This window comes from Aestuariibacter salexigens DSM 15300 (genome assembly GCF_000429145.1).
Lineage (GTDB): Bacteria > Pseudomonadota > Gammaproteobacteria > Enterobacterales > Alteromonadaceae > Aestuariibacter > Aestuariibacter salexigens.
This window is the reverse complement of record NZ_AUBH01000001.1, coordinates 655,687-680,150: the sequence shown is the minus strand read 5'-3', so window position 1 is coordinate 680,150 and position 24,464 is coordinate 655,687. Positions and strand designations below refer to the sequence as shown.

Here is a 24,464-nt window from a genome sequence, read left to right as displayed (position 1 = left end):
GCCGTGATAGGCGCCGAACAAGTTATGATCGCTCTGCAATCAGCACCGCGCGCTGAGGAGCGGGATAACCTTCTATGGTTAAGCTCGGATCGTCAGGGTCGAGGAAATCTTGCAGCGACTGATTGGGCATCCATTCGGTAGCACGCTGCTCGTCGGTGCTGGTGTAACTGATATCGACGCAGCGTATGTTAGAAAAGCCGCAGCGCGACATCCACACGGTGAGAGCCTTTACGCTTGGCAGGTACCACACGTTGCGCATTTGTGCGTAGCGCTCGCCTGCCATCAGCACCGTGGTTTCATCGCCATTTACCACCAGCGTTTCGAGGATGAGTTCGCCGCCCCTTTTAAGCTGCTGTTTTAGTTTCAGTAAAAAGTCAATCGGGCTTTTTCGATGATAAAGCACGCCCATGGAAAACACGGTATCAAATGCCTGCAAGTCGGGCATCTGTTCAATACCTACCGGTAACAGGTGAATATCGTCGTGGGGGTGAAAATGCTTAATGGCCTGAAATTGGATCAGAAATAAATCAGTGGGATCGATGCCTACCACTAGATCAGCCTCGTCGCCAAGCATGCGCCACATATGGTAGCCACTGCCGCAGCCAACATCCAGTACAGTGCGTCCTTGTAGCGGGCTAATATGGTTGCACAAGCGTTGCCATTTCCAGTCTGAGCGCCATTCGGTATCGATTTCCACACCGTGAATAGAATAAGGGCCTTTGCGCCACGGCATAAATTGTTGCAGCAGCCCTTTTATTTGTTTTTGGGTGTAGGGCTCGATGTCTTGTTCTAGCCCAATGGTCACTGAGTCAGTTAAATTTATGTGAGAAGGGGTTGTCGAAGGCAGTTTGGCAAGTAAGCGCTGCCACTTGGCAAACTCTCCGTGAACATCATGTTTTTGCCAGTGGGTTAGCTGTGCAGGTAGCGTATCAAGCCAATGACTAAGCGGCGTCATCGAGATACGTGCATAAAATTGCTGGAACCACTGCTGTGGCAGCCACTGCTGTGCCAGGGTCATGATTTTACTGCAACCATCGAGACAAAATTAAAACAACGGAACCAGGTGATAACGTCAGTAAAACCAACAGAGCGCAGACGAGACGTTTGTGTTTCGACGCTGTCGATCTTCATCACATTTTCCAGGGCCGTGCGCTTTTGACTAATTTCCAGTTCGCTGTAGCCGTTGCGTCGTTTAAATTCATGGTGCAAATCGACCAGCATTTCATCACCAGGCTCAGTTTCATGGCGAACCTTTTCAGATAGTAACAACACTCCGCCAGGTTTTAGCCCCGCAAAAATACGTGTCAGTAGTGGCTCTCGCTCATGTGGCTGGATAAATTGCAAGGTGAAATTCATAGCAACCACTGAAGCATCGGATATTGGTGTGTCGTTAATGTCCTGCAGGATAACGTCTGCAGGCGTGTTCGATTTATATGCCTGAATATGGCGTCTGCAGCGCGCCACCATCGCTTCTGAGTTATCAACTGCAATGATCTGACAGTCGGGTGTGTTGAGGTAATGACGCATCGCCACCGTGACGGCACCAAGCGAACAACCTAAATCGTAAAGCTGAGTGTGGGGTTGCGCATAGCGAGCGGCAAGCTGTCCTATGCCATCCACAATTGTGGGATAGCCGGGAACTGAGCGCTCAATCATGTCCGGAAAAACGTCGGCTACGCTGTCATCGAAACGAAAATCACCCACGCGCTCCCGCTGCGTGGCAAACAGCTTGTCTTTGCCGCCAATAACTGGACTCACACTGCATACCTTGGGTCTTGTTGAAAACGGGCGCCATTCTACCTTTGTGGCGTGTTTTGGGCAATTTTGAAATCGGTTTGACACAGATCATGAATATGTTTGGTGACTTGGCATTTCCAACTGGAACCATGTAATTTATTCTCATCTTATTTGTAGACAGGACAGTCACATGCATGAAGTAAAGTTGTATCCGGTGGGGGAGCGCACAGCCTCCAGAGCGCATATCGATAGTCAGGGGTATCAGCAGTTATATGAGCAGTCGGTGACCGATCCTGAGGGGTTCTGGTCACAGCAGGCTAAACGTCTTGACTGGATAACGCCGTTTACGCGAGTCAAAAACACATCCTTTAGCAAAGATAATGTCAGTATTAAGTGGTACGAAGATGGCCAGCTTAATGCGTGTTTTAATTGTGTAGACCGTCACGCAGAAGCAACCCCCGATAAAACCGCGATTATCTGGGAAGGCGACGAGCCTGAGTGGGATAAGCACATCAGTTACGCCGAGTTAAAAGAAGAAGTGAGCAGACTGGCTAATGGCCTTAAAAAGCTCGGTGTAAAAAAAGGGGACCGCGTCATTATTTACATGCCAATGGTTCCCGAGGCGGCGTATGCGATGCTCGCTTGTGCCCGTATCGGCGCGATCCATTCAGTCGTGTTCGGCGGCTTTTCACCAAACGCCATCGCCGATCGTATCGAGGATTGTGATGCCTGCTTAGTGATTACGGCAAATGAAGGTCGCCGCGGTGGCGGGCGAGTGGCGCTCAAAGACAATGTTGATAAAGCATTGGCCAGCGAGAAAAACACACCCATCCGTCACGTTGTCGTGTTGCAACATACTGATGCCGAGCCAGAGTGGAACAGTGATGTTGATGTATGGTGGCACGAATTGGTACAAGATTGCTCAACAGAGTGTCCTGTCGAGGTAATGAACGCTGAAGACCCACTGTTCATCCTGTATACCTCTGGTAGCACCGGCAAACCAAAAGGAGTGCTGCATACCACGGGCGGCTATCTGGTCTATGCCTCGCTGACGCATCACTATGTGTTTGACTACCACCCGGATGATATTTATTGGTGTGCGGCGGACGTAGGCTGGGTGACGGGACATTCCTATATTGTGTATGGCCCACTGGCGAACGGTGCGACCACTCTGATGTTTGAAGGCGTGCCCAACTATCCTGATGTGAAACGCATTGGCCAGGTGGTAGATAAACATAAGGTGAATATTCTTTATACTGCACCCACTGCCATTCGCGCATTAATGGCAAAGGGGGACGAACCTGGACAAGGTAGCGAACGCAGCACATTGCGCGTGCTGGGCAGCGTTGGTGAACCTATCAACCCTGAAGCCTGGGAGTGGTATTACCGGGTCATTGGCAACAGTCAGTGTCCGATCGTCGATACCTGGTGGCAAACTGAAACCGGAGGCATCATGATCACGCCGTTGCCAGGCGCAACTGCATTAAAGCCAGGCTCTGCAACACTGCCTTTTTTTGGTGTCAAACCTCAGGTAGTGGATACTAACGGGCAGGCATTGCAAGGTGAAGCAGAAGGTAATCTGACGATTGCGGATTCCTGGCCCGGACAGGCCAGGACGCTTTGGGGCGATCACGAGCGATTTGTACAAACCTATTTTTCTACTTATGAAGGACAGTATTTTGCGGGCGACGGGGTGCGCAGGGATAACGATGGGTACTACTGGATTACTGGTCGCGTAGATGACGTGCTAAACGTGTCAGGACACCGGTTAGGTACGGCTGAAATTGAAAGCTCTCTGGTTGCCCATCCTGCCGTTGCCGAAGCGGCTGTGGTTGGCTATCCACATGATATTAAAGGGCAGGGCATTTATGTTTACCTGCTGCCCACTGCAAGCACCGACGTCAGCGATGAATTAACTACGGAAGTGCGTAAATGGGTGAGGGAAGATCTCAGCCCTATCGCCTCGCCAGACCACATTCAATGGACCAGTGGCCTGCCAAAAACCCGCTCCGGGAAAATCATGCGTCGCATTTTGCGAAAGATTGCTGAAAATGATTTCGCTCAACTGGGTGATACTTCGACGCTGGCAGAGCCTGGCGTGGTAGAGCAGCTCATTGAGAACAGGCTTAATCGCTAATTTTTATCATTAATGTTAGCTACAAAGCCGCTGTGTCCTCAGGCGGCTTTTTTACTTCACCTTGTTAACCTAAAGTATTAGTCTATCCCTATAATTATTAAGGTGTATTGCACGTCGATATGAAAAAAATCCTCATCGCAGATGATCACCCGTTATTCAGAGAAGCGCTCATTGCTGCTTTACCGCCTGTTGTTGGCCCAGTAAATATGCTCGAGGCGGACTCGCTTGATACATTACTCGCTGTTATTGAGAAAAATCGAGATATTGATTTAGTGCTGCTTGACCTGCAAATGCCCGGCTGTGATCACTTTTACGGTTTAATCCGGCTGGCAAGCGATTACCCACAGTTGCCTGTCGCCGTGATTTCGGCGAATGAAGATTTAACGGTTATTGCTCAGGTCATGCGTTTTGGTGCCAGAGCGTTTATTCCTAAATCCACCCGTACTGTAGATATTGGTGCTGCCATCAACCAGGTTCTGGCGGGCAATAGCTGGTTACCGGCTGATATCGAAACGAAACTCGATAGCGTTGATGACAATGCTTTAAATGCCGCAGAAAAGTTGCGAGAGTTAACACCGAAGCAATTCGAAGTGCTCAAGAAGCTTCAGCATGGCCTGATGAATAAGCAAATTGCCGATGATATGCATGTGACCGAAGCCACGATTAAGGCGCACATCAGTGCAATATTCAAAAAACTGAATGTCAATTCACGCACCCAAGCCGTGCTGTTGGTTGAAAACCTTAATCTCGATTAATTCACGCCAACGCGGGTAATCTTATGATCAATACACAATTGCCATTGGTTGACTTACATCGTCATCTGGATGGCAACATCAAGCCTGCTCTTATCTGGGAGCTGGCGCAAAAATATGATATCCAATTGTCTGCGTCGAGCCTGGAGGAATTAATCCCGCTGGCGCAGATTCAGGACAAAACCAGTGACTTATTAGCGTTTTTGAAGCGCCTTGATTATGGCATTTCGGTGTTGGCCGATGTTGATGCGTGTCGTCAGGTTGCTTACGCCAATATGCAGGACGCATTCAACGAAAACCTGGATTATGTCGAGCTACGATTTTCACCTTATTACATGGCGCAGCCCCATAATCTCAACGTTGCTGAGGTTGTTGCTGCCGTAGTGGATGGTGTCCGGCAGGGTGAGACGGATTTTGGTGTTAAAGCCAACCTGATAGGCATATTGTCGAGAACATTTGGCGTGCAAGCCTGCCAGCAAGAGCTTGAAGGGTTATTGGCCCATAAAACGGATATCACAGCGTTAGATCTGGCGGGTGATGAAATTAATTATCCTGCAGAGCTGTTTAAAGGTTTATTCGATAAAGGCCGTGATGCTGGATGGCAGGTTACCGTCCATGCAGGCGAAGCGGCAGGCCCGGAAAGTATCTGGAATGCAATAAAACTATTGGGTGCGACGCGTATTGGCCATTGTGTAGCAGCCATACAGGATCCTACATTGATGGACTATCTGGCCGACAATAATATCGGTATAGAATCCTGCCCGACGTCAAATTATCAGACCGCAACCGTACAGGATATACCATCCCATCCAATGCGACAGTTTTTCGAACGCGGCTTACCCGTAACCCTGAATACCGATGATCCCGGTGTATCCGCGATAGATATTCAGTACGAATATGACGTGGCGCATCGCGTTATCGGGTTTAATGAACAGCAACTCGCACAGATACAGCGTAACGGGGTAGAGCAGGCCTTCTTATCAGACACTGAAAAGAAGGCCATGTTTGAGCGCGCTTTAACGCGCTAGCTAGGCAGTTGTTTCTTCTTTTTTCGTCGTCCGCTTTCTGGTGGTCGACGTTTTCTTCGCTGTTTTGGTTGAAGCAGACGTGGTCCGTTTGCGCGTTGCCTTAGCCTGATTTAGTGACGACGTTGCAGCGATAAGTTCACTGTTATCAAAATCATCTACGTTTATAGTACGTAAACGTCCTGCTTCCGTTCGAGTGAGCAGTTCCGCTTCATCCTTATTGATAATACCATCCTTAAGCGCGTCCTGAGCCAGCTTGTCCAGTCCTGTGAAAGGCAGGTATTGTCCACGTGCCTTACAAATCCTGTCATATACAGGTTCGCTGGCTAATACATCATCCAACGTCTGTTCAAGATCGCCGAGCAGGTTGCCATCTTCGCGCGTCACATACTGTCCGTCGCCAAGACGTGTGCGTGCTTCTGATGGGGTTTGTAACATTGTCGCAATGCGGTGTTCCAGGACATCTGACGGTGGTGATAGTCGCTGGCCAAACGGCATTATCATTGTCAGCAACACTTTTCCTAACACTTTATTTGGGAAGTTGTTCAGCAAGCCAACGATAGCCGCTTCTGCTTTACACAGCGAGTCCTGCATTGCCCAGTGTAACAGTGGTAAATCATCTTTCAGGCGACCTTGTTCGTCAAAACGCTTTAGCGTTGCAGAAGCGAGATACAAGTAGCTTAAAATATCACCTAAACGAGCTGATAACCGTTCTTTGCGTTTTAGCTCACCGCCAAGAACGCCCATTGCCACATCGGTTAAAAACGCCAGATTTGCTGCCAGTCTTTGCATGGAACGATAGTACTGCGCAGTTTCATCTTTAAACGGCGCCCCAGCTAATAATGTGCCGCCAATGCCGTACCATACGCTGCGCACCATATTGCTGAATACAAAACCGATGTGACCCCACATGGCTTTGTCGAATGCGTGTAATGCCTCGTCTTTGTCGTCCAGAGCAGCAGCATGTAATTCTGCCAGCACATAGGGGTGACAGCGCATCGCACCCTGACCGAAAATCATCATATTACGGGTCAGAATATTCGCCCCTTCGACAGTGATGGCTATCGGGGCCCCCTGGTAACCACGTCCGAGATAATTGTTCGGCCCGAGCATGACACCCTTACCGCCGTGCACATCCATGGCATCATTCACACACTGGCGCATTTTTTCAGTGAGGTGATATTTACAGATGGCAGATATCACTGAGGGCTTTTCACCCTGGTCAACCGCTGTGGTTGAAAAGCGTGTTACCGCATCCATCAGGTAGGCGTTGCCGCCAATTCTGGCCAGCATTTCTTCAATGCCTTCCATTTTACCTACGGGGAGTTTGAATTGACGGCGTATCCGCGCATACGCACCCGTCGACAGTGCCATGGATTTTGTGCCGCCTGCAGACGTCGAGGGCAGGGTGATACAGCGTCCAACAGACAGACATTCAACCAGCATTCTCCAACCCTGACCGGCCATACGTGGTCCACCAATGATGAAGTCCAATGGCACAAACATATCTTTCGCATCAAGCGGGCCGTTCTGGAACGGGGTATTCAAAGGGAAGTGACGACGACCAATATTGAGACCCTTAGTATCCCTGGGGATCAGCGCACAAGTGATGCCGAGATCTTCCTCATCGCCTAATAATCCATCGGGATCCTGAAGTTTGAAGGCCAATCCTATCACCGTTGCGACAGGTGCCAGTGTAATGTAGCGTTTTGAGAAGGTGAGTTTCATACCCAACACCTTCTTGCCTTCCCATTCGCCTTCGCACACCACACCGATGTCAGGTATGGAGCCAGCGTCTGAACCAGCCTCTGGACCAGTCAGTGCAAAGCAGGGGATTTCGTCGCCGGCAGCCAGACGGGGTAAATAATAATCCTGCTGCTCTTTGGTGCCGTAGTGTTGGAGTAATTCACCTGGTCCCAATGAGTTGGGTACGCCTACGGTACTAGACAGCACAGAACTGACACCGGCGAGTTTTTGTAATACCCGAGACTGAGCATAGGCAGAAAACTCCAGCCCGCCATATTGCTTCTTAATGATCATGGCAAAGAACTTATGTTCTTTAAGGTACTGCCAGATTTCTGGGGATAAATCTGCGTCCTGGTGGTTAATTTGCCACTCGTCGACCATGTTACAGACTTTGTTACACGGGACATCCAGAAACGCCTGCTCTTCCTTACTCAGCCTGGGCGATGGGTATTGATGCATTTTTTGCCAGTCTGGTGCACCACTGAATAATTCACCATCCCACCATACCGTGCCGGCATCTATCGCTTCCTGTTCTGTTTTAGACATTTCAGGCATGACGCGGCGATACATAGCAAATAGCGGCTTAGTTAAATATTCCATTCGCACTGATTTAACGTTGAGAGGAATAGCGACTACTGCAAAAATTAACCATGACCAGAAGCCTACATCGCCCGTCATTGAGCCGAATAGTAACCATGCCGCAGCAACCATGCTGGCATTTACCAATGACAAACGGAAAAACGCGGTTCCGGCAATGATCGCGAGGAAGATAAGGAGCCAGATTTCAAAATTCATAAACAGTCACCAAAATGGAGGTCAGACCAGACTAAGTTAAGCATTAAGCTGGCCGAAATCAAGTTTCTAATGGCTCTACGAACAACAATCCATATGGGATCGGAAACGTAGCGTACTGTGTTACTTACACAATCCTACTGCGCATTTTTAGGGACTAACGACCGGTATTGCTGAAGCCGGATCTGCCCCTGTTCTTCGCCTTCTTTAAGCTGTTGTAATTGCACCAATACATAATTAAGGGAGGGGGCAAACCAGGCGAACGTCTCGCGTTTATTCGTTTCACGCTGAATTTTTACTTTGATGCCTTCAAGCATGCCAAATGGTAGCTCTAATTGCTCTTTGTCGAGGACGACAATGTGGTACTGACGCTGCTCGCCTCGTGAATTGATGAATTGATAATCAAATTCACTTTCGCCATCGGCGAGGCGTGCGGAGAGATCTAAACGATATAATTGGTTATCGGTTTCACCATGCCAATCGTACTGGGGTTTGCCATCAATCAGCACAGTATTATCGACAGCATTGAATTCAACCGACAGCTTCTTATCCGGCCCGGTTCCGGTGCGAGTGTAGTCATATTTGATTGGTACAGGAGTGCGGTTTTCAAGTTTGAACACGCTAACTTCCTGGCGTTTATCAGAAAGAAAAAACTTGGATACTTTGGAATAATATTCAAGCCTGTACAGGTCGTCCTGCTGCTTTTGTAATGACATAGACGCGTGACCAACGTCATCCCCATAACGATAGGCCACATAAGTCGCTTCAAACGGCTGAAAAGTAGATTGTGCAGTGGCTGCCAGACTGCAACAAGCGGCAAATGCCATTAACAGCCACTTGCATGTGTCGCTAAATATAGAATTAATCGGCTGCGTAGCCTTGCGCAGGAAGAGCTTTTCCATCAAGAAATACCACGTTGTCATTAAGCCTGAGGCGACCGTTACAAAACCATTGCACCACCAGTGGGTAGATATCACGCTCCTGGTATTGCACACGTTGTTGTAAGGTGCTGGCATCATCATCTTCGTAAATCGGTACTTTAGACTGAATGATAACGGGGCCGCCGTCCAGTTCAGCCGTGACAAAATGTACCGAAGCACCATGCTCAAGTTCACCCGCGTCCAATGCGCGCTGATGAGTATCGAGCCCTTTATACTTCGGCAACAGCGAAGGATGAATGTTCAACATGCGACCGTGATAATGTTGTACGAACGGTTCAGTAAGAATACGCATAAAACCTGCAAGCACAATGAGATCAGGCGAATAGCTATCAATGTGTTGCATCAACGCAGCATCATACTCTTCTCTACTTGCATAGGCTTTATGGTCGATACAGTGAGCCGGAATGCCGGCGTCACTGGCACGAGTCAGCCCATATGCAGAAGGGCGGTTGGCAAATACCGCGACAATCTCGCCTTCAGTTTTACCTTTTTCGAGATGGTCGATAATAGCCTGCAGATTAGACCCGTTACCCGATACCAACACAACAATTCTACAGGCTTCCACTTAACGCAGCTCCACTTGTTGGCCAGTGGTGTTGGACTCTACATGGCCGATCACCCAGGCAGTTTCGCCATGTTCAGATAATGTTGCCAGCGTCGAAGCCACGTCGTCCTGACTGACAGCCATAATCAGACCCACACCGCAGTTAAAGGTACGATACATCTCATGGTCAGTAACATTGCCCTGTTGCTGTAGCCAGTTGAAAATCTCTGGCCACTGCCAACTTGCTGCATCTATAACGGCTTTCGTATTATCTGGTAAAACCCGGGGGATATTCTCCCAGAAGCCACCGCCGGTAATATGTGAAATCGCGTGTACATCCACTTTTTCGAGCAGTGCCAGTACCGATTTGACATAAATTCGAGTCGGCTCCAGCAAGTGGTCAGCCAACGGCTTGCCATTTAGCATCTGATTGAGATCGGCATTGCTAACGTCGATGATTTTGCGGATCAATGAGTAACCGTTAGAATGTGGACCGCTGGATGCCAGCGCAATAAGTGCATCACCGGCACTGACTTTACTGCCGTCTATTACATCGTCCTGTTCAACAACACCTACACAGAAGCCTGCGACGTCATAGTCTTCACCTTCATACATGCCTGGCATTTCGGCGGTCTCCCCGCCGATGAGTGCACAACCTGACAGTTCACAGCCCTTACCAATACCAGTCACAACGGTTGCGGCGGTATCAACATTAAGCGCACCTGTTGCATAGTAATCGAGGAAAAATAAGGGTTCTGCACCTTGTACAATCAGGTCGTTAACACACATGGCAACCAAATCGATGCCAATACCATCATGGCGGCCTGCGTCCATGGCCAAACGTAACTTAGTGCCTACACCGTCGGTACCGGAAACCAAAAGCGGACGTTTATATTTTTCGGGAATAGCGCAGAGTGCGCCAAAGCCACCTAAACCGCCCCTGACTTCAGGTCGATGAGTCCGCTTTGTAACAGATTTGATCCGTTCAACCAACTGGTTACCGGCATCAATATCAACACCTGCGTCTTTATAACTTAATGATGGTTTACTCTCGCTCACGCTTTCCCCACGGCACAGTACTTAAAAACGCGCAGATTCTACCAGTTCAACCCTTTAATGGGTATAGCTGCAAGCGGATCCTGACAAAGACTTATTAGTTTAGTCATTTGTGTTGATGCAATTCATAGCGATTTATTCGACAATAGGTCTAAATTTACATGTTTTTGATTACTAAGATTTAATGCACATCTTTGTCTCTAGATTGTTGTTGGGCATATCGCGATGGCTGCGTGTCAGTAGTGTGGTCTGGATACTCATCAGTAATGTTGTAGTAAACGCGCATGCTGCCATAGTGTCTGGGCTGAATGAGGCATCTGTGGTTGTTTCTGATCAGAGCCAACGCACCCAAGATACGGCAATGCAACAGGCACTTAGAGATGTACTGGTTAAGATCAGCGGCAGTGACGCCTTACTCGAGAGTGCTGATATCCGCCGCGCTGTGCGACAGGCAGAAAGCCTGTTGAATTCATTTCGCTTTGAAAGTCGCGATGGCCAACTGATTTACCACGCTACGTTTAATGAACAAAAGGTAGAGGAGTTGGTTAAGTCGTCCGGGTTTCCCATTTGGGGTATGAGACGTCCCGACAGTCTTATCTGGCTGGCCTATGAAGAGCCAAATGGGCAAAAAGGCGGTTTTGAACGTCGGTTAGTTAATGATTTTAGCGCTTCTACGATAAAGCAATGGCTAATCGAAGCAGCCACTAAGCGAGCTATCCCGGTTGCCTTTCCGCTTATGGATTTAACCGATGTTCAGCAGATTAGCGTTTACGACGTGTGGGGACGGTTTGTCGAGAGAATTGACACTGCCAGCCAGCGATACCAACCCGACTATGTGCTGGCAGCAAGAATGTATGACGTCAGGAACCTGACTCAGCAAGCGACTGTACAAACTCAGCAACTTCTGGCTGTCAACCGCGCACGCTCGGCATTCAGCCAAGATGAATTTACGGCAATGGGAAGCGACGAGGCACCTATCATCATTGAGTGGACGCTGCTTACACAGCGCAATGTGCAGTTTGGAGAGCTGAGTGCCACAACACATGAAGCAGCCATCACTGAACTCATCGATAATCTGGCGGATGTGCTGGCCAGCCGATACGCACTGGATACGGAAAATTTGTTGATGGCGAGGAATCAACTCGACATCAAAATCACAAATGTTGATAGTCTCGACAAGTATGTCGCGATATCCGAATTTTTGGACAGTTTAACGCTGGTAGACAGCGCGATGATCCGCACCCAACAGGGAAATCAGGCGATATTCGCACTGGACATGATGGGTTCACAGGACGATTTGCTTAATGCGATCAGACTTGATAGCCGCTTGCAACGGGTGGTCGATGAATTCGGCCGTGCTACCGATGAATTGAACTTCATCTGGATGCCGTAAATGTCGTCCATGCAACTGACTTTACCCGTAGCAATGCGAGAGCAGCATACGTTTGCGAACTTTGTCAGCGCTGAAAATGCGCAGCTTATTGCGTTTTTACAGTCAGACCGGCTGCTTGATGCGCAGCAACCACCCATCGTGTATATCAGTGGCGAAACGGGCTCCGGCAAAACTCACTGTTTAAGTGCACTGTGTCAGCACGCCGACAGCCATCAGCTTAGCGCCTGTTACCTCGATGCCGAACAGTTATTATCACTCGATGTGGCAGTATGTGAAGGACTTGAGCACCATCGCATAGTGTGTGTCGACAATGTACATGCGTTAGCCGCCCATAAAGAGTGGCAGATTGCGCTGTTTGATCTGATAAACAGGGTCATTGAACTTAATCAGGGCGTGATTGTGATCACCGGTGACGCAGGCCCTTCAAGTCTTGCTCTTGAACTAGCCGACCTAAAGTCCCGTCTCAGTTGGGGTATGGTGCATCGCCTGGTACCTCTCAATGATGAACAGCGTTTAGATGTGCTTTGCCAACGTGCCGCCGCACGCTCGATTCCGATGCCCGAACAGGTCGCACATTACCTGGTGACTCGCTGGCGGCGTGACTTACCCTCGCTAATCTCAATACTTGATACCCTCGATAGACTGTCATTACAGCAGAAGCGACGGCTGACCATTCCGTTTGTTAAGCAGGTTATTGATGACCTCGATGAATGTGAGTAGGTAAACCGCGCATTTCGTCTCTGAGACTGACGTTACGCACTTCTTCCGGTAACGCGTAACCCTCACTGTCAAGATTCAGATTATCCCACCAGCTTTTATTACTATCCAACAGGCGAGGTTGTTGAAGTTGCTGCTGAATGCTGCGGACATCCAATGATGGGATGATGCGACTGACCACATCTCTCACTCTGGGCTGTAGTCGGACATCATTGAACCGGCCCCGCTGACCCCAGGTAACCAATACATCAGGGTTGTCGACGATACTAATAATGCCGACATCAGCATAGGCATCAAACCGATATGCCATCATAAAGCGCTCGAACAGGGTGGCGAAATCTTCATAGATTGTCGAATACGAATAGTAAGTAGGGGCTAGGTCGGGGACGAAAAACTGTTCAATATCGACTGATGTAAACGCTTTCTGTTGCTCTGTTGCCGTTTCGCCAAAGAAACTGACCTGTGCCAGCGCCTTCATCTCTTGGGAACCTAGCGGAAAGCGCTGACTAAACCCTTCAGAAAGCGCGGCGTCATTATTGGTAGTACTTAACGGACTGTCATTGTCATTCAATGACGCCCATTTGGACGGGGGAATAAAGTCATTGGCGTGAGCGAGTTCATGATAGAGCAAAAATGCCAGTGATGCTTCAATGTTCGAAAACGGCCGTTCGGCACGCTCTGATACTGGGTAGTCGCGGCCACCAAAAAAGTATTCGCCATTTTTTACATAACGCCAGAAAATGCCGAACTGTAAGTCTCTGCCATTATCAGCACGAGGGTCGGGGAGAAAACTTAACGTATCACGCTCTTGTGCCGTCCCCCACAGATACTGAGGATCGAGATAGATCGCGCCAGTGGCAGACCAGTAGAATGCAGGACGAATATCATACGCGATGACTACGCCGGTCGTCGCGCTTAGTAACTGTCGAATGTCATCACCTGCCTCAGATTGTTGCAAAAACGCCTCGAACCTTTCAGCCATCCACGGATGTGACACGATAGTACGTTGCATGATGTCTTCAACACTGGGCAGGTAGCCGCGTTGACCAATCAGGGGTAATGTTGAAAAACGACAGCTACTGGTAAGTCGATTGCTGTACAGACAATCTATCAATGCATTCTGATGAGGATCGCCGGGCATCGCGACCAGCATGTCTTCTGTGACGACGCGATCGCCGATGTCAGCGGCAGGGAAATACCCGCTCCAATCAATATCCGCATTATGCACGCTGATCAGTGCTGTATCCGAATAGGTTGTGTCGTCCTGGGCGGTCACCGTTACGCTGACTTGAATAACCTGGTCCTCATCTACCGCTGGCGCGACAAAAAACAATACGCTGTCGTCACCTTCCTGTGTACGCCAGTTAGTTGCATCTGGACCTGCATCCTGCTGCCATACGATGTCGGACGCTTGAAGGGCGTCGGGAATATCAACCCGCAAAGAAACATTACCGAACTCACTGACATTATGGTCAAGCCTGATACTCACTAACCGTGATGACGTTTCTTGTGCAGAAAAGCCATACGATAAGCTCCGCTCAGTGCCCGACGTGGTGATGGCGATAACGGTAAACTGATAATCGCCAGGGGATTGAATATCAAATCCGATAGTCTGTGTGTGAGCAGCTTGTATAGTAACCTCAGGGCCTGAGATCTGTTGCCACTGTATGCTGCTGATAGGGTCTGAGTCTGCACTTTTAATACTTAATCCAACAGATTCGCCGACCCATGCCTGCACGGGCGCAAACAGCTCGAGGTTGTCTTGGGTCACGGTAGGTGTTAACTGATTAGTAATGGGCGCAGGTGGAGGTTCGGGGATAGGCGCTTGCCGGTCTGAACCTGATGAGCCGCCACAGGCTGTTAATAATAAGAGCAGACCAATACATAGCACACGCATCATTATTTTCCTTCGAAACGCTCGCGCTCTTCCGCCATCACATCTTTTAATTTTTTAAGACCTATGCCTAATTCCTGGCCTCTTAGGCGGGCGTACATTGCACACCCGACAAACATTATTGTTGCCAGTAAGATCTCAATAGATGCAAATATCCAATGCTGTGATGATGCATACAGCGCAGTGATGCCATGCATAAGGTAGAACAATACGATGAAATTCGCCCATGCATGGGTGTATGGACGCCCACGAATAATGCCTGACGCGGGAAACACTAACGGCAATACGTACACCAAAAGTATGAAGGTCGCAGAGTAGGGGCTGTCATCGGTAAACACGAAATACCAGAGCAGCATCCATGAGAATAACCCGATGAAACCACTTAGTGCCAGATAACGATACCGTTTGGTTCTAGTCGACATTGGTGTCGTCATACCACACTCCCAAGCTTTGTCGCCAGCATTGCCAGGCGTTTACCCTGCGCAATGCATAATTCTACTTCATCTTCACTCAAGGGGGTGTCTTGTTCGACCGCCCAGTGTGTTACTCCGTACGGACTACCTCCGGTTTTGGTTCGATGCAGTGCGGGTTCATCGTAAGGTAAGCCACATAGCACCATGCCATGATGCAACAGTGGCAACATCATCGACAGCAATGTGGATTCCTGCCCGCCATGTAAGCTTGATGTTGAGGTGAACACACATGCGGGTTTATCGCACAGCGCCGCCTTCAACCAGAGTCCACTGCTACTGTCGAGAAAATACTTAAGCGCGCCAGCCATGTTGCCAAATCGAGTGGGGCTGCCCATCGCCAGACCACTACAGTGCTCCAAGTCGGCGAGTGATGCGTAGGGGGCGCCAGATTCAGGGACGGCTGGTGCATGGTCTGAAAGGTTATCTGATATTGGTGCGACGGTACGCAGTCGCGCTTCTATTCCCTGTCTTTCGACGCCTAGCGCGATTTTCCTGGCCATTGACTCGGTCGCGCCGTGGCGGCTGTAATACAACACCAATACATAGGGAGTCACAGCAGCTCCAGCACGTTTTCAGGCGGTCTGCCGATTTTTGCTCGACCATCCTTTACCACGATAGGACGCTCTAGCAATTTTGGGTGGTCTGTAATGGCTTTTGCCAGTGCTTTTTCATCCTCTACCTTAGCCAGATTCAGTTCTTTGTATTCTGCTTCTTTGACACGCATGAAATCACGCACGGAATCAACGCCAAGTTTGTCTTTCAGAGCCAGTACGTCGGTGATGTCTAATGGCGTTTTTAAATACTCTATTACCTCTGGCTGCTGGCCATGTTCTGACAATAATTGTAATGTTTGACGGCTTTTTGAACAGCGCGGGTTGTGATAAATACTCAGTTGTGACATAGCACCAGTCTTAGCAAGTTGTGTTTCTGTCATTCTATCGTTAGCCTAACGATTGGGTAAAGTAACCATCAATGAATGTATGCAGTGGAAAACGTTTGTGTTTGCCTTCCTGGCCGCATTGGCAGGAGCATCCGCCTATCATTTTATCAATAATAAAGACAATGTAGATTTTGAGACATTAGATGGCAGTGCCTATCAATGGCAGCAATTACAGGGACAGTGGGTGGTAGTAAATTATTTCGCGGAATGGTGCGCGCCGTGCCTGAAAGAGGTGCCTGAATTAAATGAGTTTAACGAGTACAGCAAAACAAACGACAACGTGAGTTTATTTGCCGTGAGTTTCGATCAGGTCAGCGACAGCGAACTACGGCGTATTAAAACTCAGTATGAGATGGAATTTCCGCTGATAAAAACAGGGGCGGTTAATATGCCAATGCAGCGTCCGGATAGCTTACCTGCAACCTATTTGATTCGCCCCGATGGCACTGTCGCACGGCATCTGCTAGGTGAGCAAAGTGCGCAAAAACTTATTCAGGCCCTGGCGCTGCTAGAGGGCTCGTAATCGCTCCTGAGCGGTTCTAAATTGCTCAATTCTGGCACGGATCCGCTGTTTTTCTAAGTGTCTGTCAGCAGCAAAATTATAGGCGTGTTGCAGTTCGTCAATGGCCCGAGGGTAGGCCGCTACCAATGCGTAAACCTCAGCTCTGGACTGGTGCATCTCCAGCATCTGATTGTTTTCACCATAGGCCTCTGTCAGCAATTGATAGGAGAGATAGTGCTCCGGATTAACTAACAAGAAATCGCGCAAAATTTGTGTTGCGGCATCAAAATCCCCGATTTTAATCGACGCATTGGCCAGATTCAGCGCCACAACCGGATTTCGAGGGGTGCGTTGTGCATGTTGCTTGAGCGCCGGCAGGACTTTATCAGGCTGCTTCAGCTCTAAACCAATATCCGTCAGGGTATCTAGATAAAACAAATTTTCAGGATCATCATTATTCAGTTTTGAGATAAGCAATTCTGCCTTCTCAACTTGCTCATCTCGTAGATACGATAACGCGAGACCGTATTCAGCGGCCTGTCTGAATACATAGCGCTGCTTATCCAGAGCATCTTGAAATATCTCAATGTTGCGTTTTGCATCGCCAAAGTACCTGGCCTGTATGCGCGCTTTAGCCAGATGAAAACGTAAACTTGGCGCCACTCTGCGCGGTGCGAAGCTGTCAGCGCGGGCTCTTGCATCAGCAATACGCGATTCTGGCAGCGGGTGGGTAAGCAGAAACGCGGGGGGCTTTGAAACCAGTCGGTATTTTTCAGCTAGCTTCTCAAAAAATGTGCCTGCGCCACGAGGGTCAAAACCCGCGTTGGCCAGCATTTGGATACCGACCCTGTCGGCTTCCTGCTCATTTGAACGAGTGTAATTTATTTGCGCTTGCTGTGCGGCGGCAGAGCCTGCGCTGATAGCCGCGACGCCGGCTTCCGGATTCGCCAGGGCCAATAGCACACCACCCAGCATCGACGCGATTTGTAATGGTGTTGAACGCTGCGCGGCCTGGATCCTGCGTGCGATGTGCCGTTGCGTAACGTGGCTAATTTCATGGGCAAAGACAGAGGCCAATTCGCTTTCATTCTGCGCATTAACAATGAGACCGGTATGAATACCGATATGACCGCCAAAGAAAGCAAACGCGTTAATATCCGGGTTATTAATTAAAAAGAATGTGAAAGGAAATTTAGCGTTGTCAGCTTCGACGACAAGTCGGTTACCCAAATCCTGAACGTATTCTTCTAACAGGGGGTCTGAGATTAGAGGTGCCTGACCACGCAGCTGGCGCATGATGGCGTCGCCGATCAACTTTTCTTTATCCAGGCTGATAGCATCAGACGCAACCACGCCGATTTCTGGCAGGGCATTACGGTCGTTAAGGTTTAATGACTGCGCATTTATCGCAACAGATGCACAGGCACTAAGGAGTACCACTGCTGCACGCGTGATATACATTCGTAACCGGTGAATAACCTTCATACCACCCTTAATCGACTCTCATTTACGTATTTCAGCTTTTAGAACCTCAAATACTACGATCAGTTTCAATGGTTTGATTAAAAGCCGTTTTTTTGAGCTTGACGTTCTTTAACGCGCCGGTCGACTTCTTCAATAATTTCGCGAATGGAATTACCTTTTATCTCTACTATATCCAAATGCTTGGACAGATAAACAATAAGCCCCTCGACCAGATAATTAGCATACTCAACCAGTGCGTGGTCAGCGTCGTCGCCACTCCAATACGTGTGCCGCATGAAATCGGGTAATCCTGATACTTTGGCTACGCTGCGCATGTAATTTGGGTCCCATGTATTAAACGGCAATCCCGGCTGATTCTGGCAAAATTGGCGAATTTCCTGATCGTCAATCAGGGGGTAACAATTCACCTCAAAATCCAACTCATTGCTCGTCCGATATAGGATAACCCTGGGTTTGTATTCGAACTCAAGGCTTCCGTCTTCGAATTCACGACCTCGAAGCGTTTTCAGCGACCAGTTGCGACGGTCCAGCAATCGCTTGACAGGATGATCAAAGCCATGTTCCTGCAGACCTTCCAAATCCGACAACGAGGTCGTCACCACGTGAAACGCAGCGGGTAAATCGCCCCAGTTGATTTTCTTTTTTAACTGAATAATTTGGCGAAGATTCTGATGCGTCTTGCTCAACGATATATCCTCCTGACTACACGCCGAAAAATGGTAGCATGATTATTACAGGGTGTGTTGTGGGAAGGTTGAAGTTTTTATTCTTCAGCAGGAATTAGCTCTTTTCATCCGCACAATTCCCGATACACTACACGCCATTATAACTGTCATGTAAGGATTGCTGTTATCGCTATGTTCGGTGTAATAGGGCGTTGGTATCAGCGTAAGTTCTCTGATCCCGATTCTGTCATGTTGCTCATCCTGCTTATTATCACCAGCGTATTGCTGTTGGTATGGGGCAGTTTATTGATGCCTGTGATTGTTGCAGCGGTCATTGCCTATCTACTTGATTGGCCAGTTGTACAAATGTGCAAACTGGGGGTTTCACGGCGATATGCAGCATCTCTTGTGCTGGTATTGTTTGTCGGGATCAGTGTGCTTACCCTGGTGGGGTTGGTGCCATCTGTGTCAAAACAGAGCATTAATCTGATGCAGGAGATCCCGCAAATTTGGGCCAGTGCACAAAAATGGGTGGAGACATTACCGGAAAAATACCCTGCTTACGTGCAAACCGATCTGATTGAGCAAATGTTACTGACAGTGAAATTGAGAGCGACAGATTTGGGTGAAGAAGTATTGTCAGCTTCGTTCGCGTCTATTGGCAGCGTCGCGGCGTTATTAATCTATCTGGTCTTGGTACCATTAATGGTATTTTTCATGCTCAAAGACCGCGATCAGTTCTTATTCAGTCTGTCTAAATTGTTACCAAAAGAACGACGACTGATTAAACAGGTCGGCACAGAAATGAACGCACAGATCGCTAACTACATTCGTGGAAAAGTGATTGAGATCATCATTGTCGGCGGCGTGTCGTTCGCGGTATTTGCGTTTATGGAGCTACGCTACGCTATTCTGCTTGGCGTGTTAGTGGGCTTTTCTGTGCTTATCCCGTTTATTGGTGCGGCAGTGGTCACGATCCCCGTTGCTGCGGTCGCACTGTTTCAATGGGGCGTCAGTCCGGAATTTTGGTACCTGATGGTCGCTTACGGCATTATTCAGGTGCTGGATGGTAATCTGCTTGTGCCACTGCTTTTTTCCGAAGCGGTGAGCCTGCACCCGCTGTACATCATCATTGCGGTGTTGTTTTTCGGCGGGTTATGGGGGTTCTGGGGCGTATTTTTCGCCATTCCTCTGGCAACTCTGGTAAAAGCCGTCATCAATGCGTGGTCCAGCCCGGTGACGGAGCTAACGTCAGAATAGAGTACAAACGCGGGTCACTGACCCGCTTTTTCACGATTAAGCGTTAAGATAATCGATTACCACCTGATGGTGATCTTTGGTTTTAAACTTATTGAATACGTGTTCGATATTACCCTGTTCATCAATCAGAAAACTGATGCGATGGATACCATCGTATTCTTTGCCCATGAATTTTTTTGGTCCCCAGACCCCAAACTGTTCTGCCACCTGGTGGTCCTCGTCTGAAAGCAGGGTAAAATTCAATTGTTCTTTTTCAATAAACTTTGGCAAACGTTTAACGGGATCAGGGCTTACCCCCAATACCACGACATTTTGGCTGTCCAGCTCTGATTTGCTGTCACGCAAACACTGGGCCTGCACTGTACACCCAGGAGTCATGGCTTTAGGGTAGAAATAAACCAACACCTTCTTTCCGGCTAAATCGCTCAACTTAACGATCTCGCCATCTTGATTTGGTAACGCAAAAGCGGGAGCCTTATCCCCAGTCTGAAGTGTTTTCATGGTTTTCCTTTTGTTGTTTATCGACAATTTTTCCAACCAGCCCATGGGCTTCAAGTAATTCGGCAAAATCTTGCTGGAGCGCTTCGATATCACAGCTATCAGCTGCGTTTACTACTAACTTACAGCGCATAGCGACGCCATGGGTTTCATCAGCGTAGGCTTTCTGGCGCAGTGCACTGATGGACACGTCACGGTCGGAAAAAAACTGTGTCATTGTTTTAAGCAAACCAACCGCGTCCCGTCCGCTAAATTCAACGTCAAGGAGGTGGTCAAGGTTTTGCTTGCTGTGTTGGCTGGTACGTTTCATCATTGCCAGCAGATCAAGCGAGTGACAAACAGACGGCAGGGTTAACTCTGCGCGGGTGATCGCACTGTGTGAACCTTCCAATATCATCGTTACAGAAAAATCCTGACCATAAATTGCCTGTCTGCTATCCAGGATGCTGCATCCCAAATCGCTGACAGCGCTCGCAATACTACTCAGCGCTCCAGGGCGATCTGTTCCCATTATCGACATGATAAGTTGGGTTTGCATTCCATCTCCAATTCGGTTGTTGCGCAACGCGCGGCATAATATCACACCCCTGCAATATGTGGGTGCAACGGGCAAACTCAATGTGACAAATTTGTTGCGATGAAGGTGGAGTTCACCAGCACACAGATAAAGTCACTTCTGTCCTTGTGTTTGTGCACCTTGCTCATTACCATAAGGCGCGTTTTTTAATACGGAGAAGGCATGTTCAAAGGTAGTTTCGTTGCATTGATCACACCAATGCACGCCAATGGCGAGGTTGATTACGGATCGCTCAAGCGTCTGGTCGATTTTCATCTCGAACAGGGCAGCCATGGACTGGTTGCAGTCGGCACGACAGGCGAATCCGCCACACTACCTTTTGATGAGCACGTCAATGTCGTGAGTAAAATTGTTGAGTATGCTGATAACCGCATTCCGGTGATTGCCGGCAGTGGCGCCAATTCAACTGATGAAGCGATTTTTCTCAGCCAACAGATGGCTGATACCGGGGTAAATGGGTTTTTAAGCGTTGTTCCGTATTACAATAAGCCGCAGCAGCGCGGCATGATTGCACATTTTACGGCAATCGCAGAAGCCACAGACCTGCCGGTTGTACTTTATAACGTTCCCGGACGTACAGTTGCAGACATGCAACCCGAAACAGTAAAAATACTGGCCCAACACCCCAATATTGTGGGCATAAAGGACGCGACCGGTGATCTCAGACGTTTAGCACAGATGCGCGCACTGATTGCAGACCAAGACTTTGTGTATTTAAGCGGTGATGATCCCACCTCTTGTGAATTTTTAGCCTCTGGTGGTCACGGCGTAATTTCCGTTACAGCGAATGTTGTACCCAATGCCATGGCCCAGATGTGTGAATTGGCTGCAGCAGGGCAGTTCGATGAAGCTCGCCATCTTGATCAACAGCTTGCAGCATTACATAAAGGCTTGTTCATCGAACCCAATCCCGTTATGCCAAAATGGGCATTGTATAAAATGGGCCTGATTGAAAGCGATTTTCTTCGTTTGCCAATGGTACAGGCGGAACTTGACAGTCAGAATGAACTCGAAAGCATCATGCGAGCGTGTGCATTAATTTAGTAGGAATATAGATGAAGCAATACGGTTTAGTGGCGTGTGCCACTGTGGTAATGGTATTAAGCGGATGTGCGTCACAGCAGGATCGAGTCGCTGCCTCTGGTGATTTTGACTATTTGAATGAACAAGAGCAGTCACGGTTCCAGGTACCAGAAGAGCTCGATACTCCACAGTTCTCCAATGCCTATCGTTTGCCTGAGGTGGGCGATAATGCGCCCAGTGATTTATTAGGAAACAAACTGCCTGTTCGTTCTCCAGCATTGATTTTGCCTATCGTATCCGGCTCACATGTTCAGGAAGGTTCGAAACAGGCGGTGGTTAACTTTGACCAGGTAGACGATAGTCAGTCTTTGGATAGCACGATCTGGAACGCCTTAATCAACTATCTGGATGACTTGGGCGTTGGTGTACATTCATTTGATAAGGATGAACAACTTTTAGTTACCGACTGGATTATTGAACAGGATGATATCGACAGTAAATGGTATGAATTGAACAGTTCCGTGCGAGAAATAGGGAAACGGTTTGAGTTTAAGCTCGATATGAAACCACATGGCCGTTCTGCGTCTTTGCATGCCAATCTGATCGATTATCTTGAGACCATCGACAATAACATCGTCAATGATATTCAGGGTGTGCAGTCGCGAACTGAAGAGGTCGGTATTCTGAATAAAATCATTGGCCACTACGAATACCAAATTCGTGTCGCTGATGCCAAACGCATTCGCATGATCCGTCAGGGACTCGACATGGAATTAGGTTTCGATGCTGATGGTCACCCTGCGTTTGTGGTTGATGCGGATTACGATATTGCCTGGCCACGATTTTTGCTCGTGCTCCGTAAGCTCGGCTTTGATGTGAAAGATTTGGATAAATCTAACGGCTTATTGTTTGTTCAGTATGGCGGTGATGATGAAGGCTGGTGGTCAAGCCTATGGAGTGACAAAAGCGGTCTGGCACTTGATAAAGATGACTATCGCATGCAAGTCAGCGAATTGGGCGAAAAAACGGCAATCACGCTGCGTGATAACGAGAATGAGCCTTTCGATGTAAAGCGTGTGACGGCACTGTTTGATTCATTCGCACAGGTTATGGCGCAGGATGATTTAGATATCTGATTACCGACCCGTTATTAACATTGTCGACGTTACGCAAAGCGTCACTTTATGAGAAAAAGACATGTCATACGCTGATTCAGTGTTAAGCATCAATGATGATTTGCCTATAAAAACGGATAAAAAGATCCATAGCGGCAAGGTACGGGCGGTTTACTGGCTGTCCGCTACAGATAGTCAACGATTGATTAAGCAGAAGGGATATGCAGTTCCTGACGATACGCCGCTGGCCATCATGGTTATCAGTGACAGATTGTCCGCGTTCGATTGTATCTGGCATGCCGAGGGCGGTTTACAAGGGGTTCCTGGAAAGGGGGCCGCACTTAACAGTATTTCCAGCCACTGGTTTTCACTATTTAAACAACACGGTCTGGCCGACAGCCATATCCTCGATATCCCTCATCCGCTGGTGTGGATTGTACAAAAAGCCCAGCCCATCATGATCGAAGCAATTTGCCGTCAGTATATTACCGGCTCTATGTGGCGAGATTACGCAAAAGGAGAACGGGTCTTCTGCGGTAATGCACTGCCCGATGGACTGCAAAAAGATCAGCGCCTGCCAGACGTACTATTTACCCCATCGACCAAAGGGATCCTGTCCGGTATTCCCGGTGTTCCTGAAGCTGATGACGTTAACGTCGCCAGACAGACCGTTAACGATTATTACGACCAGTTTGGTTTCCGCCAACAGGATGATGTTGCACATTATGAGTCGTTATTAAAGCAGGGCTTCGATCTTATCAATGATGAACTGGCCAAGGTTAAGCAGATATTTGTTGATACTAAATTTGAATTTGGCTATGTCAAAGACCATGACGGCAACGCCAAAATGATTTATATGGATGAAGTCGGTACACCCGATTCGTCACGCATGTGGGACGCTGATGCCTATGCACAGGGCAGGGTAGTTGAAAACTCCAAAGAGGGTTTCAGACAGGCATTGTTGTCTTATGTGCCGGACGCCGATGTGCTGCTGAATAAAGAGCGCATGGATGAAAGAGAAACACTGGCTGCAAACACAGCACTGCCGCTTGATATGCTAATGAGTGTCTCTAAAACCTATACCGGCATGGCTGAGAAGATTACTGGAAAGCCGCTTTCATTATCGGATAATCCAAGGCAAGACATCATCGACACATTACACACAGGCTATGGGCTGATCCGCTAAACGGCG

24 protein-coding genes are annotated in these 24,464 nt (G+C 48.5%); 10 read left to right on the top strand and 14 right to left on the bottom strand.

Going from position 1 to position 24,464, the window contains the following annotated elements:
- Positions 1 to 22 precede the first annotated feature (22 nt).
- Both cmoB and cmoA read right to left on the bottom strand, forming a co-directional pair.
- Entirely contained in the window at positions 23 to 997 is a 975-nt protein-coding gene (gene cmoB, locus G441_RS0103085) for a tRNA 5-methoxyuridine(34)/uridine 5-oxyacetic acid(34) synthase CmoB (protein WP_156896267.1), read from the bottom strand.
- Between the two features lie 17 nt (positions 998 to 1,014).
- Positions 1,015 to 1,746 carry a carboxy-S-adenosyl-L-methionine synthase CmoA gene (cmoA, locus tag G441_RS0103080; protein WP_026374996.1) on the bottom strand — a complete coding sequence of 244 codons (732 nt, stop codon included), beginning with the start codon at positions 1,744 to 1,746 and terminating at the stop codon, positions 1,015 to 1,017.
- Positions 1,747 to 1,927: 181 nt separating this feature from the next.
- Between cmoA and acs the strand changes: the two genes are divergently transcribed.
- From acs to add, 3 genes are all read left to right on the top strand, one after another.
- Positions 1,928 to 3,874, top strand: coding sequence for an acetate--CoA ligase (gene acs / locus G441_RS0103075; RefSeq protein WP_026374995.1), 1,947 nt, complete (start codon positions 1,928 to 1,930; stop codon positions 3,872 to 3,874).
- Between the two features lie 119 nt (positions 3,875 to 3,993).
- Positions 3,994 to 4,629 carry a response regulator transcription factor gene (locus G441_RS0103070; RefSeq protein WP_026374994.1) on the top strand — a complete coding sequence of 212 codons (636 nt, stop codon included), beginning with the start codon at positions 3,994 to 3,996 and terminating at the stop codon, positions 4,627 to 4,629.
- A gap of 23 nt (positions 4,630 to 4,652) precedes the next feature.
- Positions 4,653 to 5,654, top strand: coding sequence for an adenosine deaminase (gene add / locus G441_RS0103065; RefSeq protein WP_026374993.1), 1,002 nt, complete (start codon positions 4,653 to 4,655; stop codon positions 5,652 to 5,654).
- On the opposite strand, the gene fadE is transcribed toward add, so the two are convergent.
- From fadE to purM, 4 genes are all read right to left on the bottom strand, one after another.
- Positions 5,655 to 8,192 carry an acyl-CoA dehydrogenase FadE gene (gene fadE / locus G441_RS17770; RefSeq protein WP_051275294.1) on the bottom strand — a complete coding sequence of 846 codons (2,538 nt, stop codon included), beginning with the start codon at positions 8,190 to 8,192 and terminating at the stop codon, positions 5,655 to 5,657.
- A gap of 134 nt (positions 8,193 to 8,326) precedes the next feature.
- Complete coding sequence (locus tag G441_RS0103055; protein ID WP_084407253.1) at positions 8,327 to 9,091, bottom strand: DUF3108 domain-containing protein; 765 nt, start codon at positions 9,089 to 9,091, stop codon at positions 8,327 to 8,329.
- Positions 9,051 to 9,695 carry a phosphoribosylglycinamide formyltransferase gene (gene purN / locus G441_RS0103050; protein WP_026374991.1) on the bottom strand — a complete coding sequence of 215 codons (645 nt, stop codon included), beginning with the start codon at positions 9,693 to 9,695 and terminating at the stop codon, positions 9,051 to 9,053. Before purN ends, G441_RS0103055 begins: the two co-directional genes overlap by 41 nt.
- A complete protein-coding gene (gene purM / locus G441_RS0103045; RefSeq protein ID WP_026374990.1) occupies positions 9,696 to 10,733 on the bottom strand; it encodes a phosphoribosylformylglycinamidine cyclo-ligase in 1,038 nt (345 codons plus the stop codon).
- A gap of 181 nt (positions 10,734 to 10,914) precedes the next feature.
- On the opposite strand from purM, the gene G441_RS0103040 reads away from it, so the two are divergent.
- Positions 10,915 to 12,123 carry a DUF2066 domain-containing protein gene (locus G441_RS0103040; protein ID WP_084407252.1) on the top strand — a complete coding sequence of 403 codons (1,209 nt, stop codon included), beginning with the start codon at positions 10,915 to 10,917 and terminating at the stop codon, positions 12,121 to 12,123.
- Complete coding sequence (gene hda / locus G441_RS0103035; RefSeq protein ID WP_026374988.1) at positions 12,124 to 12,843, top strand: DnaA regulatory inactivator Hda; 720 nt, start codon at positions 12,124 to 12,126, stop codon at positions 12,841 to 12,843.
- Here hda and G441_RS0103030 read toward each other — a convergent pair.
- Genes G441_RS0103030 through arsC form a run of 4 tightly spaced genes read right to left on the bottom strand, consistent with a single transcriptional unit; the run spans position 12,815 to position 16,108 of the window.
- Positions 12,815 to 14,740, bottom strand: a complete 1,926-nt coding sequence (locus G441_RS0103030) for a hypothetical protein (protein WP_026374987.1) — start codon at positions 14,738 to 14,740, stop codon at positions 12,815 to 12,817. The genes hda and G441_RS0103030 overlap by 29 nt on opposite strands.
- Positions 14,740 to 15,168, bottom strand: a complete 429-nt coding sequence (locus G441_RS0103025) for a DUF2069 domain-containing protein (RefSeq protein WP_240485067.1) — start codon at positions 15,166 to 15,168, stop codon at positions 14,740 to 14,742. The genes G441_RS0103030 and G441_RS0103025 overlap by 1 nt, the downstream gene beginning before the upstream one ends.
- On the bottom strand, positions 15,165 to 15,761 hold the full coding sequence (gene wrbA / locus G441_RS0103020; RefSeq protein WP_026374985.1) for an NAD(P)H:quinone oxidoreductase: 597 nt from the start codon (positions 15,759 to 15,761) through the stop codon (positions 15,165 to 15,167). Before wrbA ends, G441_RS0103025 begins: the two co-directional genes overlap by 4 nt.
- Complete coding sequence (gene arsC / locus G441_RS0103015; protein WP_026374984.1) at positions 15,758 to 16,108, bottom strand: arsenate reductase (glutaredoxin); 351 nt, start codon at positions 16,106 to 16,108, stop codon at positions 15,758 to 15,760. Before arsC ends, wrbA begins: the two co-directional genes overlap by 4 nt.
- 79 nt (positions 16,109 to 16,187) lie before the next feature.
- Between arsC and G441_RS0103010 the strand changes: the two genes are divergently transcribed.
- Positions 16,188 to 16,670 carry a TlpA family protein disulfide reductase gene (locus tag G441_RS0103010; RefSeq protein WP_034474164.1) on the top strand — a complete coding sequence of 161 codons (483 nt, stop codon included), beginning with the start codon at positions 16,188 to 16,190 and terminating at the stop codon, positions 16,668 to 16,670.
- Here G441_RS0103010 and bepA read toward each other — a convergent pair.
- Both bepA and G441_RS0103000 read right to left on the bottom strand, forming a co-directional pair.
- Positions 16,656 to 18,110: a beta-barrel assembly-enhancing protease gene (bepA, locus tag G441_RS0103005; protein WP_051275293.1), complete on the bottom strand. Its 1,455-nt coding sequence runs from the start codon at positions 18,108 to 18,110 to the stop codon at positions 16,656 to 16,658. The genes G441_RS0103010 and bepA overlap by 15 nt on opposite strands.
- 101 nt (positions 18,111 to 18,211) lie before the next feature.
- The gene (locus tag G441_RS0103000) at positions 18,212 to 18,820 is read right to left on the bottom strand and encodes a hypothetical protein (protein WP_026374981.1); all 609 of its coding nucleotides are present in this window, start codon (positions 18,818 to 18,820) and stop codon (positions 18,212 to 18,214) included.
- Between the two features lie 171 nt (positions 18,821 to 18,991).
- Here G441_RS0103000 and G441_RS0102995 point away from each other — a divergent pair, with 171 nt between their 5' ends.
- Positions 18,992 to 20,059: an AI-2E family transporter gene (locus tag G441_RS0102995; protein ID WP_026374980.1), complete on the top strand. Its 1,068-nt coding sequence runs from the start codon at positions 18,992 to 18,994 to the stop codon at positions 20,057 to 20,059.
- 36 nt (positions 20,060 to 20,095) lie between these two features.
- Here G441_RS0102995 and bcp read toward each other — a convergent pair whose 3' ends face one another.
- Together bcp and G441_RS0102985 are read right to left on the bottom strand one after the other, a co-directional pair.
- Complete coding sequence (bcp, locus tag G441_RS0102990) at positions 20,096 to 20,560, bottom strand: thioredoxin-dependent thiol peroxidase (RefSeq protein ID WP_026374979.1); 465 nt, start codon at positions 20,558 to 20,560, stop codon at positions 20,096 to 20,098.
- A complete protein-coding gene (locus G441_RS0102985; RefSeq protein ID WP_026374978.1) occupies positions 20,535 to 21,095 on the bottom strand; it encodes a glycine cleavage system transcriptional repressor in 561 nt (186 codons plus the stop codon). The genes bcp and G441_RS0102985 overlap by 26 nt, the downstream gene beginning before the upstream one ends.
- Positions 21,096 to 21,296: 201 nt before the next feature.
- On the opposite strand from G441_RS0102985, the gene dapA reads away from it, so the two are divergent.
- From dapA to G441_RS0102970, 3 genes are all read left to right on the top strand, one after another.
- Complete coding sequence (gene dapA, locus G441_RS0102980; protein ID WP_026374977.1) at positions 21,297 to 22,178, top strand: 4-hydroxy-tetrahydrodipicolinate synthase; 882 nt, start codon at positions 21,297 to 21,299, stop codon at positions 22,176 to 22,178.
- Positions 22,179 to 22,189: 11 nt separating this feature from the next.
- Positions 22,190 to 23,293 carry an outer membrane protein assembly factor BamC gene (gene bamC / locus G441_RS0102975; protein ID WP_051275292.1) on the top strand — a complete coding sequence of 368 codons (1,104 nt, stop codon included), beginning with the start codon at positions 22,190 to 22,192 and terminating at the stop codon, positions 23,291 to 23,293.
- 61 nt (positions 23,294 to 23,354) lie between these two features.
- The gene (locus G441_RS0102970) at positions 23,355 to 24,458 is read left to right on the top strand and encodes a phosphoribosylaminoimidazolesuccinocarboxamide synthase (RefSeq protein WP_026374975.1); all 1,104 of its coding nucleotides are present in this window, start codon (positions 23,355 to 23,357) and stop codon (positions 24,456 to 24,458) included.
- The last annotated feature ends 6 nt before the right edge of the window (positions 24,459 to 24,464 follow it).